Source organism: Pedobacter glucosidilyticus (assembly GCF_002483235.1).
In the GTDB taxonomy this organism is placed as follows: Bacteria; Bacteroidota; Bacteroidia; order Sphingobacteriales; family Sphingobacteriaceae; genus Pseudopedobacter; species Pseudopedobacter glucosidilyticum_B.
Genome location: NZ_DLHN01000015.1, coordinates 19976 through 34996, shown reverse-complemented (window position 1 = coordinate 34996; position 15021 = coordinate 19976). Strand labels below are relative to the sequence as shown.

The 15021-nt window shown below is 34.9% G+C and carries 8 protein-coding genes; 6 read left to right on the top strand and 2 right to left on the bottom strand.

Annotated elements, in window-relative coordinates:
• Positions 1 to 96: 96 nt before the first annotated feature.
• Both B2745_RS03390 and B2745_RS03385 read right to left on the bottom strand, forming a co-directional pair.
• On the bottom strand, positions 97 to 2307 hold the full coding sequence (locus tag B2745_RS03390; RefSeq protein WP_304063700.1) for a GH92 family glycosyl hydrolase: 2211 nt from the start codon (positions 2305 to 2307) through the stop codon (positions 97 to 99).
• A 3-nt stretch (positions 2308 to 2310) separates the two neighbouring features.
• Positions 2311 to 3468: an alpha/beta hydrolase-fold protein gene (locus B2745_RS03385; protein WP_304063698.1), complete on the bottom strand. Its 1158-nt coding sequence runs from the start codon at positions 3466 to 3468 to the stop codon at positions 2311 to 2313.
• 192 nt (positions 3469 to 3660) lie between these two features.
• Between B2745_RS03385 and B2745_RS03380 the strand changes: the two genes are divergently transcribed.
• From B2745_RS03380 to B2745_RS03355, 6 genes are all read left to right on the top strand, one after another.
• A complete protein-coding gene (locus B2745_RS03380) occupies positions 3661 to 4692 on the top strand; it encodes a helix-turn-helix transcriptional regulator (protein ID WP_162143074.1) in 1032 nt (343 codons plus the stop codon).
• 318 nt (positions 4693 to 5010) lie between these two features.
• Positions 5011 to 8283: a SusC/RagA family TonB-linked outer membrane protein gene (locus tag B2745_RS03375; RefSeq protein ID WP_304063695.1), complete on the top strand. Its 3273-nt coding sequence runs from the start codon at positions 5011 to 5013 to the stop codon at positions 8281 to 8283.
• Positions 8284 to 8301: 18 nt separating this feature from the next.
• Positions 8302 to 9981 carry a RagB/SusD family nutrient uptake outer membrane protein gene (locus B2745_RS03370; protein WP_304063692.1) on the top strand — a complete coding sequence of 560 codons (1680 nt, stop codon included), beginning with the start codon at positions 8302 to 8304 and terminating at the stop codon, positions 9979 to 9981.
• Between the two features lie 82 nt (positions 9982 to 10063).
• Entirely contained in the window at positions 10064 to 11485 is a 1422-nt protein-coding gene (locus B2745_RS03365) for a purine-cytosine permease family protein (RefSeq protein ID WP_304063689.1), read from the top strand.
• Between the two features lie 210 nt (positions 11486 to 11695).
• Entirely contained in the window at positions 11696 to 13597 is a 1902-nt protein-coding gene (locus tag B2745_RS03360) for an ADP-ribosylglycohydrolase family protein (RefSeq protein WP_304063686.1), read from the top strand.
• A 50-nt stretch (positions 13598 to 13647) separates the two neighbouring features.
• Positions 13648 to 15021, top strand: coding sequence for a sulfatase (locus B2745_RS03355; protein WP_304063683.1), 1374 nt, complete (start codon positions 13648 to 13650; stop codon positions 15019 to 15021).

Here is a 15021-nt window from a genome sequence, read left to right as displayed (position 1 = left end):
ACTTTTTGATGTTGGTGATGTCATATTCAAGAAATAAGAAATTTTATCAGTGATAATCAAATATCACTGATAAAAATGGAAAAAGAGGTAAAAAATTTAAAAGGTTTTAATAGTTAACTTTTTAGCTTTAACAAGATCTTCATGCTTAATAGAAAAAGAAGATAGTTTTTGTCCATCAAGCCATATTTCTTTAATCTTTATACCCTCACCAATTCTTTCTATAGTTAATTTATCAGAACTCCAATAATCTTGAGAGAGGTTTAATATCACTTTTTTAAATTTTGGAACACTAATCTGATAAACCGGAATTCCGGGGCAATCAGGATAAATGCCAGACATTGCAAAAACTAACCATCCCGATAGCGTTCCGGCATCATCATTACCAGGGATGCCACCAGGTTTGGTAGAGTATGAATGATCTATGATGTGATGAACAGTTGCAGAAGTATTGTTTTCTTCTCCTTCAATATAATTATACAAGTATGGATAGCTAATATCAGGCTCGTTGGTAATATCAAAATACTTTTTAGAAAAAAGTAAATCCAAACTATCCTTAAAAGGTTTATTACCGCCAAACAAAGCAATCAGCTTTTGAGGGTTATGCGGCACAAAAAATCTATAAATCCAAGCAGTACCTTCTACATAGCCATGTCCACCGCTTTTTTCCCATCTTATATCAAAGGTTCTATCTAAGGGATTAAACGGAGTAAGCCAAGTACCATTACTGTTTTTAGGTCTAAAAAATTTTAAGCTATCATCAAACAAGGTGGTAAAATTATTACTTCTTTCTAAGTAGGTTTTTTCATCATCTTTAAAACCCAATGCTTTAGCTATTCTGGAAATATTAAAATCAGACAGATAATACTCTTGTGCAGTTGATACCGGCCCCCATACATAACCATTATTAAAAGAAAACAGGGTACTATCGGCTCCACCTCTTTTATCAATAGGGATATAACCATATTTTAGATATTCTTTTAAACCTGGTCTAAGATAGTTTTGAGATTTTAGATAAGAACCACTTTTTAGCATCCCTTCGTAAGCAGTTTTAATGTCAATATCTTTAATTCCCTTCAAATAGGTGTCTGCAATTACGATACTGGCAGGGTCTCCAACCATTACCCAACTTTCTTGCCCAAATAATTCCCATTTTGGTAGCCATTTCCCTTCTTTATACATGTCTATCATACTTTGGGTCATGTCTCTTTGCTGTTTTGGGTATAGCAATGTAAATAATGGATGAACAGTTCTATAAGTATCCCATAAAGAAAAAACCGAATATCTTGTATAATCTGTTTTTTTGACAAATCTTTCTTTTTGATCTTCGGTTTGCATGGTTAAATAATCATTGTTAACATCATTATAAACCATAGGATGGATAAGGGTATGGTATAAGGCCGTATAAAATTTAGTTTTGTTGGTATCAGCATCATCTTTTACTTTTATCTTACTAAGCTCTGTATTCCAGGCTTTTCTGGCTAAGTTTTTAATTTCTTTAAAAGATTTATCTTTAGGTTGTTCAGCCTCTAGGTTTTGCTTTGCATTTTCTATACTTACGAAAGATATACCTACCAAAACCTCTATACTGGTTTCTTTAACAAAGTTATAACTTAAGTAAGCACCAACTTTCTCTCCAGAGATAGTTTTATCTGCTAGCAGTTGGGTGCCATTAAACAATCCGGTTTTTGAAGAAGGACCAATGATTTTAATGTAAAAGAATGTTTTTCTTGATAATCTAGAATCGCAAAAATTACCTTCATTTTTATAGCCTCTTATTTCATTATCAGAGATTATTTCTATTAAACCACCTTTAATATGGCTTTGTGTGGTTCCTAAATCAATAATCAAATGATTTTTTCCTTTAGGATAGGTATATTTTGATCTGCCACTTCTTTGTGTGGCTGTCATTTGAGCTAAGATATGATGAGTTTCTAAAAAAGTACTATAGTAACCCGGTGCTGCTTGCTCATGAATATAGGTTGATTTTCCTTTTTCTACATCAGTAAAAAGATCTCCATGGGTGGGTCTTAATAAAATACTGCCAGTTTCTGGGCAGCCTACACCAGAGAGTTGTAAGTTACCAAAGCCTAGCAAATATTTTTCGCCATGTACATAGGGTGTAGGGCCTTTGTAAGTATTGTGCGGAACCACTGATGCTGTGCCCCACGGAAGTACTGCTCCTGGATGAGTGTTTCCGGCATTAGATGTTCCTATAAACGGATTTACAAATTTGCTTAAGTCTTGAGAAAAACCTGTACAACTTAGAAATATTAAAATAGATGTGCTTAAGATAATGAACTTTTTCATGTATTATTTTTGCCAAAGTGAAGGAAGAAAGTATTCTGCTAATAAAGGACGCCAGGCAAACCATGTATGGTCTACGTTTGGTAAAACGATATAGGTATGATGAATGCCTTTTTGTTTTAAAGTTAAATGGAGGTCTTGCAGTTCTTCTGCCGCTCCTCTATGTTTAGTTGTAGGGTTTATGCCTACTTTATCTATACTGCCTACGCCAATAAAAAATAGCTTTAAATTTTTATTAAGTTGCTCTGGATTGGCTAATAAATCGGCTCTATCGCTTGTGAATTTTGGTAGTCCGGCACTAAATACACCTATATAATCAAATAAATTTAAATGATTAAAGCCAATAACAGATGTTTGCATACCGCCCATAGAAAGACCAGCAATGGCTCTTCCAGATTTTTTTTGGATACAACTGTAATTGTTTTCTACAAAAGGTAGAATGTTTTGAATAAAATCTTGTTCAAATAATAACGTGTTATTTTGATTTATACCACCATTATCCCTTTCTATGGCATGTCCATCTGGCATGACTATAATGCAAGGTTTAATTTTTTGGTCTGCAAGCAAATTATCAGCAATTACATTTGCAAATCCTATACTGCTCCAAGAGTGTGCTACTTCACCAGCGCCATGCAAAAGGTACAAAACAGGATACTTCTTTTTGCCATCATAACCTGGAGGGGTATAAATATATAAATCTCTGTTTTTGTTAACGATGTTTGAAAAATAAACTTCTTTATGTAATGTACCATGCGCTATATTTCTTTGAGCTAAATATCCGTTTGATGAATCTTCTATCGTAAAAGTACTACTAGGGAGTTGCGAGCCTGTAACTACTTTTTTATTAAGAGGGTCTAGTATCCTAACATCATCAACCACAAAATGATATTGATAAGTATTAGGTTTTAAAGGCCCCACCGTAATACTAAAGGTAGTACTATCTGATTTTTGCATAGCGACACCATTAAAAGGTTTGGCTCCACTTTTGGTGTAACCTAGGTAGCTCATCAAATCCCAACCACCTAAGAATACATTTTTAGCTTTTGGTGCAATTATCTGAAAAGTAACTTTACCATCATCATGTAGAATAGGTGATTTGGTTTGGGCATAAATAAGGGTGCTAAAAAAATATAGATACCCTAAAAAGAAAATTTTTTTAATCATTTTGTTTATAATTGGTGGATGAAAGTAATATTTCCTTTAATTTGGCGACTTTGAATTTGCAAAACCGGATTAATAAACTATAAATTAAGACAGGTGTAACCATAACTTTACTGTAATTATTGTTTTATGTTATCAGCACTATACATTTGGGCATGTTTTCAAGGATTGTTTTTTGGGGTTTCTATTTTAATCATGAAATTCACAAGAGCCAATTTTTTTCTCTCCTTATTTTATGTGCTAACATCTGTTTATATAGGTAATCAGTATTTATTGCGCTTTGCAGATTTTCTAGATACCCATCCAGAGTTTGTATTTCTATCTGACTATATAGACATAAGTTTAGGACCTATTGTATATATCTATATGCTGCTTATTTTAAACAGGCGTTATCCTAAACATTTGTGGTTGTATTTCTTACCTACTATTTTAGTTATACTTTTTACTTCTTATTTTTTAATTTTTAAATGGTTACCCTTTTCTTATAACCTTTATATAGGTACAGCATATCATGATATTGTTTTATTAGCTGTTGTTATTTCATATACAGTATATGCTATATTATATATTAGAAAGGTAAAGGCATATCAGTTAAAAGAATTTAATAAGAAAGAGGTGGTTGATTGGTTGAAACTCCTGTTTATCATATTTTTCTTAAAAATGATAACAGCGTACTTTATCTTAATTAAGAACCAATTTTTACCTTCCTTTAGAACGCAACTTAACCCCATACTAGAAATGGTGTTGGTGATTACAGATAGTATTATACTTTTATTAGCCGGTATATATGCCCTAAAAGAACCTCAGCTTTTGCAGATGGATAAAATTGAGTTGTTTAATATTACCATTTCAAAGAAGAATAAACTAAAACTTAGCGAGGAGGAAATATTACTCTACAAAAGCAATTTAAATAAAGCTATTGATATTGATAAAATTTACAAGCAGTGGGATTTAAATGAGAAAGGCTTAGCTAAAGCATTAAATGTACAACCTTATATTTTGTCTATATTTTTAAACGAACATTTGGGCCAAACATTTAATGAGTTTATCAACTATAAAAGAATTGAAGAGGCAAAAAAGTTATTGCTAAATCCTAAAACCATGAATGATAAAATGTATACCATTGCTTTAGAAAGTGGATACAATTCAGAATCAGTTTTTTATACCAACTTCAAAAAATTTACTGGTTTTACCCCACGCCAGTTTCAAAAATCTCAACTCAACTAGTATTTACTTCCTACACTTTATCTTCATCATTTCTTGACAAATTACGTCCAAAGTACAAGATAGTTTAATAAAATGCCAATATAAGTACTATTTAATCTATAAACTTAATAGATATTTAATCTTAATTTTTAACATAATATCACGTGATAAGGTGTTTTTTTAGTTGTCATTTAATTCATTGAAAATCAAAAACTTAAGATTATTTATGATGATAATTCACTTCAATTTTGCGAATCAGGAGTTACACAGCCTACTAATCAAGCATTTTTACCAAAGTCAATTACTAACCAAATTATTTACATTAAATCATTTCAACTAATGAAAAGATTATTACTCATGATCTTGCTGATTTATTCAAGTCAGCAGATTCTACTTGCACAAGACAATGTCGAGGGTAGAGTCATTTCCAAAACAGACAGGCTACCATTGCCGGGTATATCTGTTAAAGTTTTAAATACAACCAACGGGGTTGTAACCAATACCAATGGAAACTTTAGTATTAAAGCAGCCGGAAACGCAGTATTGGTGTTTTCTGGTGTTGGTTTTAAATCTCTACAAATTCCTGTAAACAATAGAAAAACTATTTCTGTTGAGCTAGAAGACAACATATCAGCTTTAGATGAAGTTGTTGTGGTGGGCTTTGGTACGCAGAGCAGGAAAACATTAACAGGTTCCGTATCCAAAGTGAAGGGCGAGGATATTGCAGCTATTGCTACTCCAAACTTTCAAAACTCTTTACAAGGTTTGGCTCCGGGTCTAAACGTAACAGGAACCAGTGGTATGGCAGGTGCTCCTGCCCGTATCAGGGTAAGAGGTAGCGGTTCTATTTTTTCAAATGGCGAGCCTTTATACATTATTGATGGTATTCCTGTAGAATCAGACAACTCTGGTCTTTTTGGAAATACCGGAAGAGGCGGTTCTCCTCCTGCCAATCCTATGGCTAATATTGATGCTGATGAAATAGAATCGGTTGAAATCTTAAAAGATGCAGCAGCCAGCGCTATTTATGGAGCAAGAGCGGCCAATGGTGTAATTTTAATTACCACTAAAAAAGGAAAGTCTGGCGTTACCAAATTTTCTGCAAATGTTTCTTATGGCGTTAACAATCCAACCAATAAAGTTTCATTCGCTAATGGTAATGAGTTCTTAAGTTTAAGAGAAGAAGCTATTCAAAACTCTATAAACACTGGTTTAACTTTTAATGGAAACTTAGGGGGTGTACCTCCTGATTTTGTAAATGGAGGATATAGCCAGTTTTTTGCTAATGCAATACCTTCTTTAAATTATGATGAAAACCTAGCCATTGCCACTGCAAACCAAAATATCAATCATTTGGATGATGTGTTTAGAAAAAATGGTGCAAATTTTAATGCAGGCGTTTCTGCTTCTGGTGGTAGTGATAAAACTCAGTTCTTTACCAGTTTAAATTACGCTAAAGAAGATGGTATTTTACAGCGTAATGATTTTGAAAGAATAAGTGGAAGAGTAAATTTAGACCATACAGCTTCTTCAAAATTAAAATTGGGCGCAATGATTAATGGTAGTTATACTAAAAACAACCTTTATCCAATTGGTAACCCATCTCAATTTGCGCAAGGTTTTAGTCCAGGTGGTTTCTTTAATGCCGTTAACTCTGTTTTACCTATTTTCCCGCGTTTTAATGCGGATGGTACCTTATTTGGCGTTCCACAATCGGTAAATAATTTGGTTTTTCAAGATGAACTACTATTTAATAGTAGTGTAGATAACCAAAGGTTTTTAAGCAATATCTACGCCGAGTATAAAATATTAAAATCATTAACTTTTAGATCAGAAGTTGGTAATGATTATATCAATCAGATAAACAGGTTTTATATGAATCCGGCTATTACTCCTGGTGGCGAGCTTGGAACCATCAGAGGTGTTAATGATTTTAGAACAAGATCATCTAATACCATCAACAGTAATAACTTCTTCACTTTTAAACAAAGCATCAATAACGAGCATAATTTTGATTTGGTTGTAGGTAACCAATATAGTTATAACAATAACAGATCAGCATTTATACAATCAACACAATTACCTAGTGCACCATCTTTAAATACCACTCAAGTTGCAGGTTTAGCAACCTCACAGGATAGGTTAGACCAATATTTATACTTGTCTTTTTTCTCCAGATTAAACTACAACTACAAGAGCAAATACATTTTTAGTGCTAGTTTCAGGAGAGATGGTTCTTCAAGATTTGGAGCTAATAACAGATGGGCAAATTTCCCTTCTTTATCAGCCGGATGGAATGTTACGGATGAAGACTTCTTATCAGACTCTAAATGGCTTTCTAACTTAAAATTGAGAGCAAGCTGGGGTTTAACAGGTAACTCAAACCCAGGTGGTGTAGAAGCTATTTCTTATGGTGGTTTTGGTGTTGGTAATGCCTTTTACGGTGGTCAAATCGGACATCCTTTAAGAAGAATTCAGGCATTAGCAGAAAACATCAGATGGGAAAGAACTGCAATGACAGACTTGGCTGCGGATTTTGGTTTATTTGATAACAGAATTACAGGGTCATATAACTATTATATTCGTAATACTACCGACTTAATTTTAGGTGCAGCGCCTTCTCCAACAAGCGGAATACTAGGAGGTAGAAACTATAGAAACGCAGGGGCTTTAAAAAATTGGGGACATGAGGTACAATTAGGTGCCAAAGTTGTTAATGGCAAAGCCTTTAATTGGAATATAAATGTTAATGTGGCATACAATCAAAATGAAGTTACTGATTTAGGAGGCTTAGACCCTAGTGCTGTAGCCTTTGGTGTTAATAGGGTTTATGTGGGTATGCCTTTAGGTACTTATTATTTGCCTAAATATTTAGGAGTAGACCCTACTACTGGATTTGAAGTATTTGCAGACGTTGTTAGAGATAATGCAGGTGCGATTGTTTTTGATGCCAGAGGTAATAAAACACATGATGTTAATAGAAGAATAGTTGTTGACCCATTCGGACGCGTAGCAGGTGGCACAACTACTCCAAATGTTAACTGGGATGAAATATCTGCCCCTATAACAGATAAACCAGGACAAGCTAATTGGACAGGAGGTGTTTCTAATACTTTCAGTTTCAAACAATTTACACTTTCAACTTTATTTACCTTTAGCTTAGGTAATTGGATTTATGATGCTGGTGCGCAAAGTCAGGCTTATATGTTGCAAGGACCAAGAAATGTTCAAAGTCAGTTTTTAGAGAACAGATGGACACAACCAGGAGATAATGCAACAAACCCTGGTTTCTTCTTTAATCCAACTTATTCTGGTCAGGCAACTACCCGTTTCCTTTACAAAGGAGATTATGCAAGATTAAGAAACTTGAGATTAAGTTATGATTTGCCAACTAAATTAACACAAAGAGCAAAAATTAACAGAGCTTCTATATTCTTAACAGCTACCAATTTGCTGACGTTTACAGATTTCCCAGGTTGGGATCCAGAAATCAGCGGAACCATAACCTTCCAAGATTTCAACAATCAGCCACAGAATATAGCACCGTCTCAAACCAATGCTGATCCTCCGCAAGCAAGAAATTTTGGCTTTGGATTTCAGTTGAATTTTTAATTTTTAAAGTATAAATCAATGAAACGATTATTTGAACATAAATACACCAAGTACCTAGTTTTGGTCTTAACCTGCTTTGTATTTGACGCCTGTAAAAAGTTTGATTTACCTCCAAATGATGAATTATCTAGTGGTGTGGTAAACCAAAGTACAGCAAATCTAGACGGAATAATTAACAGCGGTTATGGAAGGCTTATTGCACAAGGTCCGCCAACGGTAAACTCTTCATCGGTTTTTGATATGGCGCTTTATGCAGAAGCTATGGGTGCAACAAGAACTGTGTTTCCTTCGCCTCAAAGTGGTGCAAATGCGGCTACCAATTTGATGTATAATTTCTCTATGCAGCCAGATAATGTTTTTTTGGCAAGATTATCAAGAAACCTATATGTACCTATTGCTAGTGCTAATAGTACCTTATTTTATATTAATAATACACCACCTGCCGATTCTGAATTTAGCAGACAAAAGGATAGGTTAATGGGTGAAGCTTATTTTATAAGAGGTTTATGTTTCTTTTATGCAGCTAGATTTTGGGCTCACCAATATGGTCATAATACCAATACGTCTGGTGGCGGTATCTTGTTACCTTTAGAACCTTCTATTGATGGTTCTGTGGGGGTTAAAAGAGCTACTATAGAAGAAACTTACGACCAAATTATTAGCGATTTGCAACAAGCAGCAGCTTTATTGCCTGTGGCTTATGATGCAAACATTCATGGTGCTTTTCCTGCCTACAGGTTTAGAGCTAACAAAGCAGCGGCTTTAGCAGTGTTAGCTAGGGTGTATTTCCAACAAGCAACGCCAGCAAGTTATCAATTAGCTAAAGAAACTATTGATAAAGTTATTGGCAATACACCGGGTACTATTACCGGAACGCCAGAAACGGGTAATAGGGTATATAGCTTACAAAATGATATAACTTTACCATTTAATAGTACAGGCTTTACAGCTCCGCCTGCTAATTCAGAAGAAATTTTACGTTTGGTAAATAGCACTACCGCTACCGCAGGTTATACCAATGCTTCTATTAACATCACTAATGAGTCAGGAGGAAACCCTCAAAGTAGAGGGGCAGCTAGATGGTTTTTAAACAGACCAACACCTAACCCTCCTTCAAATACTGCGGTTACCACAAGTCCTCTTTTTGATGATGTAGTTAACGATAGGAGATTTACGCAGTTAACATTCAATAATGCTTTTGCGGGAGCAATAGGAAACCAACGTTTAACACAAAAATGGGGTTTTCAAACGCAAGCTACTCTAATAGGAATGCAAACTTTCCCATTAATCAGAGCAGCAGAATTGGTGATAACCAGGGCGGAAATTAACGCTGTACAAGGAAATACTGCTTTAGCCTTAGATGATTATAATTTGATTAGAAGAAGAGCTATAACAGGTTATGTTAACCGTACTTTGTTAGACCCAGCAATTGGTGGTACTCAAGCTGGCTTGATAGCAGAAATTGTTAGAGAAAGACAAAGAGAATTACTTTTTGAAGGTTTTGATTTCTGGAGCTGGAAACGTATGGCAGCCTATAATGCAGCTAACGGAGCCATTTATCCTGCTTCACAAGTTGCCCCATTAACCAGAGGAACACAAACTTTTGAATGGAATTCTAATAGAACATTACTGAAATTTCATGTGGACGACTTAACACTAAACTTTCAAGTAGGTTTGGAAGCTCAAAATCCAAATTAACCCATTTATTTGAGGTTGCTTAAAAGCTAATGATGTGGCTTTTAAGCAACCTTTTTTTTAAATATAAATCTCTAAAATTTTTATGTCTGATAATACTGCGACATCTATAAGTGATCAGTTAGATGCAATCAATGATTATGAAAGAGAACCCGTACCTGCATCTAAAGTTAAAGGATTTAAAGATTTTTTAGCTCTGGTAGCCAGCGAGCACATTGCAGGAACAGAATTTGTTATTGGGCCATTATTTGTTTTACATGGTGCAACAGCTTCAGATGTTATATTAGGTCTTCTGGTAGGAAATATACTGGCAACATTAAGTTGGACATTAATTTGTGCGCCTCTTGCCGTAAAAACACGTTTAACACTTTTTTATCAATTAGAAAGAATAAGCGGTTATAAGTTAGTTTCTATTTTTAATGGAATATCAGGTATACAAGCATGTGTTTTTGCAGCTTTTATGGCTGTTGTTTCTGCCGGAGCAATTTCATTGGTCTTGGGCTTAGAAACACCAAGTTTCTCTCAGATGCTGCCAAGTGGCATTACTTGGGTTGTATTGGTAACTGTTTTGGTAGCACTTATTACCGTAATTGCTATTCAAGGAATTGATTTGGTTTCAAAATTTGCAACCATCAGCACACCATGGATGCCATGGGTTTTCTTAGCTTCGGGTATTGCTACCTTACCTCAATTGGGTGTTCATTCTTTTAGTGATTTCTGGACCGTAGCCAATACCACCATTTGGACAGGAACACCGGTAGAAGGCATGTCAAAATACAATTTTTGGCATATCATGTTTTTTGCATGGCTTTGTAACACTGCTATGCACATTGGCTTGGCAGATACTTTTATATATAGATATGCTAAAAAATCTTATTACGGCATTGCCTCTTTTGGAGGGATGTTTATAGGGCATTTTATGGCATGGATAGCTTCGGGGATACTTTGCGCAGCAGCATTACAAGCAGGTATTTCAGACCCTACTCCGGGTCAGGTAGCGGGTATAGGAGCTGGCATAGCCGGTATTATATGTGTAGTTATTGCTGGCTGGACAACCGCCAACCCAACTTTGTACCGGGCTGGTTTAGCTATACAAGGTATTTTTCCATCAACAAAAAGATGGAAAATAACAGCCTGGTTAGGCGTAGCAGCTGCTTTAATGGCTTCATTCCCCGGTATTGTTTCCAAACTAGATAATTTATTGGCCTGGTTTGCCTTAATTGCCGCACCTGTTGGGGCTATTGTAGTTCTGGAGGTTTATGTATTTAAAAAACTTAATCTCGAGACAGACTATTCTCATCACAGAAACGGGAAAATAAACTGGGCCGTTGCAGCTACATGGATAATTTCGGTAACGCTTTGCTACCTTATTTATTTAGGGCTAGAGCTAGACTTTTTCTTTTTTATGGCTATACCAGGTTGGTTTATTGCAGCCATAGTTTACTTGTTTTTATGCAAGTTAAGGCAAATGAAACAGCGTAAAAACATCATCAAAGATTCATTATAAACATTACAAGATGGCAAATTACCCGATAAAAATCATATTAAAAACGCTATCCTATTTGGGGTTATTATTTACGGCAGTACCAGCTTTTTTATCATTTCATGGCCTTATAACTTTTAAGCAGTATGAAATTTTTATGATTGTAGGCGCTTTTATGTGGTTTTTAAGTGCACCATTTTGGGTGACAAAAAAAGATAAGATATAATAAATAAAATGACACAATTAACATACGATAAGTATTACGATAAAGTACTAGGTGGCTGGGTTGGTAAATGTGCCGGAGGAATTCTGGGTGCTCCAATAGAAGGGTTTAAACACTTTAATGATATTGAAATTAGTGATAAATTATTTGAAACTAATTTTGCTAATGATGATTTGGATCTCCAAGTATTATGGCTGGATATGGTGATGAAAAAATCTGTTCATATCAATGAAAAAGATTTTGCACAGCACTGGAAAAATTTTGTGGGTTTCCCTTGGAATGAATACGGTATTGCAACTAGAAATTTAAATATCGGTATTATACCTCCAGAAAGTGGCCGATTGAATAATTATTATTGGAAAAGCAGTATGGGCTGCCCTATAAGAAGCGAGTTATGGGGAATGTTGTGTCCAGGGATGCCAGAAAAAGCAGCTTATTATGCAGGTATAGATGGTAGTTTAGATCATAGCGGTTTTAGCGTAGAAGCAGAGCAATATTTTTCAGTTTGTGCTTCTATTGCGTTTTTTGAGACCGATATCATGCAGGTATTAAGAAAAGCTTTGGCATACATACCCAACAATGGTTCTATGTATGCCTTAGTCATCAAAGTTTTGGATTGGTGTAACCAGCATGATGCAGAAAAAGTGATGTATAAAATTAAAAGTTTCTATGGTGATGCTGATTTTACATCGGCCCCAATGAATATTGCTTTTACCATACTTACCCTGGCAACTTCTAATACTGATTTTAATTGTATTACTCAAGCACTACACATGGGGCATGATAGCGATTGTATAGTAGCTACAGCAGGTGCCTTAATTGGCATCATCAAAGGGTATGAAAATATCCCAACCTTATGGAAAGAGCGTGTAGGCGAAGAAATATTAATAAGCGAAGCTATCATAGATATTTATAAACCCGCAACCATATTTGAGCTAACAGCAGCAACCTGTAAAGAGGGGATGAAATTTTGCCAGCATTTTGATTATGATGCTATATCAGATAACCAATCCATCCTAAATATTCCTCATCCACCCTATCAAGTTAAAGTAACATTTCCTTTGTGGGATGATAGTTATTTTGTGGCTCATCAAATCATCAGAATTTATTTTACGGATAAACAAAGCTCTTCAAAACTTTCTTTTTCACTTAAAGATGATCAAGGTAACCTCATCCATAAAATTGATAAATTAAAAACAGATTCAGATGATTTTATCATCGATTTTGAAGTCTATTTACCAGTTCCAACATCTTATCAAAATGCTTTTTATTATAAGCTGTTGATTGCACAAGACGATGTGCAGTTTCATGAAATAGCGGTTAATTTGCCTTACTATGGCTCTTGGGCTCTTTTAGGACCTTTTATTGAGGATGATAAAAAACTTATTCCGTGTGATGAAAACTATCCTGAACATGGCATGAGCAGTATGCCATCTACTATTTATATGAACCATGATAAAGTTAATATCCAAAAGGATTTTATTGAGGTTAACAGCATTAAAGCATTACTTGCTGACCGAGCAGCTCAGCCATTCCACATAGATACCATACATACCAGTTCTTTTAATATTCCGGTAGATAAATTTTTTTATGGCAAGGGAGAAAAAACCTTGTTTTTATATAGTAATCTCACATTTTCTTCCGCAACAAAACTTTGGGTTTGCATGGGCTGTACCAGTTATTTAACTGTATTTGTTAATGGAAAAGAGGTTTATAAAAGCTTAGAAATTAAAAGATGTTGGCCTGCTGCACATGTTTTTTTACAAGAATTTAATGAGGGCGAAAATGAGATTTGTATAAGGTTAGATACCTTAACAGATGAAACCAGAATAGAATTTGGGCTAAAAGATTTCAAAGGAGAACACCACCATCAAAGTCAGTGGAGTACCATTGTACCATTCTTAAACTATTAATAAGGAGAGATGAAGGTCAACAAACTTCATCTCCATATAAAACAAAAGAAATGAAAGTTTTAAAAGCGTTTTTATTAATACTTACAGTTTCTATCCAAATAGCCTTCTCGCAAACAAAACCTAATATTGTTTTAATTATAGCTGATGATTTAGGCAGGAATGATTTAGGATGTTATGGCAATAAATTTATAGAAACACCTCATATTAATCGTCTAGCCTCAAAATCTATCCTTTTTAAAAATGCCTATTCGGCTGCACCAGTTTGTTCACCAACCAGAGCCAGTATTTTAACAGGTCAATATCCAGCAAGATTAGGTTTAACTAATTTTATTGATGGAAAAAAGACAGATGACCGTTCACCTGTTCTTCCTGCACATTACATCAATTATTTACCTTATGCGGTGCAAACCCTACCAGAATATCTCAAAAAAGAAGGCTATCAAACTGCACTTATAGGAAAATGGCATTTAGGAGAAAATACACAGCCAGCGTTAAGTTATCCCGGAAAAAATGGTTTTGATAAGGTAGCCCATTATGATTATGGTTTAATCCCCGAAAACAACTCTTATGTATGGATAAAAGGTGTAGATAGTACAGGCAACCGTTACAGGCTTCCTCAAATAACACAAATGATTACCAAAGATGCTGTGTCTTATTTAGATACTGTTGGTAAAACGCCTTTTTTTCTCATGCTTACGCATTACAATCCTCATTTACCACTACAGCCACAAGAGCATTTAAAAGATAAATATCAAAAGAAATACAACCCTTACGGTAAAGATATTAATCCCCTATATGCGGCTATGGTAGAAGAATTAGACCAAAATATAGGTTTAGTATGGAGCAAGTTAAAGCAAAAAGGTTTGCTTAAAAATACTATTGTTATTTTTCTTTCAGATAATGGAGGTGTTGTTACAGATGAGGCTGGAGACTTGAAACCTACCACTTCAGCACCATTAAGAAATGGAAAAGGTACGCTTTATGAAGGTGGTATAAGAATTCCTCTGTTAATTTATCATCCATCACAAAAAAAGGGATGTGTAAGCAACACTCTTGTTAGCACTGTTGATTATTTACCGACGCTATTAGATTGGACAAACAGTACTAAGCCAACCTTTACTGTTGATGGTACAAGTTTTGCCGAGATCATCGAAAATCCAGATTTAATTCGTTCTCAACCTCAGTTTTTTCACTATCCACATTTTAGTAATCAAGGTGGTCGCCCTACATCTGCCATACGTTTAAATGATTTTAAACTTATTCAATCTTTAGAAGACTCATCTGTACAACTATTTAATTTAAAATCAGACGAAAGCGAAACCAAAGATATTTCAGCTCAAGAACCCTTGATTACTCAGAAAATGTTAAATCTTTTAAACCAATGGCGCTTTCAGGTGAAAGCAACTATGCCTACAAAAAAGTAA

Excerpts from the sequence above, each read along its gene's own strand:
- B2745_RS03390 (WP_304063700.1), bottom strand. The coding sequence starts at position 2,307 with ATGAAAAAGTTCATTATCTTAAGCACATCTATTTTAATATTTCTAAGT.
- B2745_RS03355 (WP_304063683.1), top strand. The coding sequence starts at position 13,648 with ATGAAAGTTTTAAAAGCGTTTTTATTAATACTTACAGTTTCTATCCAA.
- B2745_RS03360 (WP_304063686.1), top strand. The coding sequence starts at position 11,696 with ATGACACAATTAACATACGATAAGTATTACGATAAAGTACTAGGTGGC.
- B2745_RS03385 (WP_304063698.1), bottom strand. The coding sequence starts at position 3,468 with ATGATTAAAAAAATTTTCTTTTTAGGGTATCTATATTTTTTTAGCACC.
- B2745_RS03365 (WP_304063689.1), top strand. The coding sequence starts at position 10,064 with ATGTCTGATAATACTGCGACATCTATAAGTGATCAGTTAGATGCAATC.
- B2745_RS03375 (WP_304063695.1), top strand. The coding sequence starts at position 5,011 with ATGAAAAGATTATTACTCATGATCTTGCTGATTTATTCAAGTCAGCAG.
- B2745_RS03380 (WP_162143074.1), top strand. The coding sequence starts at position 3,661 with ATGAAATTCACAAGAGCCAATTTTTTTCTCTCCTTATTTTATGTGCTA.
- B2745_RS03370 (WP_304063692.1), top strand. The coding sequence starts at position 8,302 with ATGAAACGATTATTTGAACATAAATACACCAAGTACCTAGTTTTGGTC.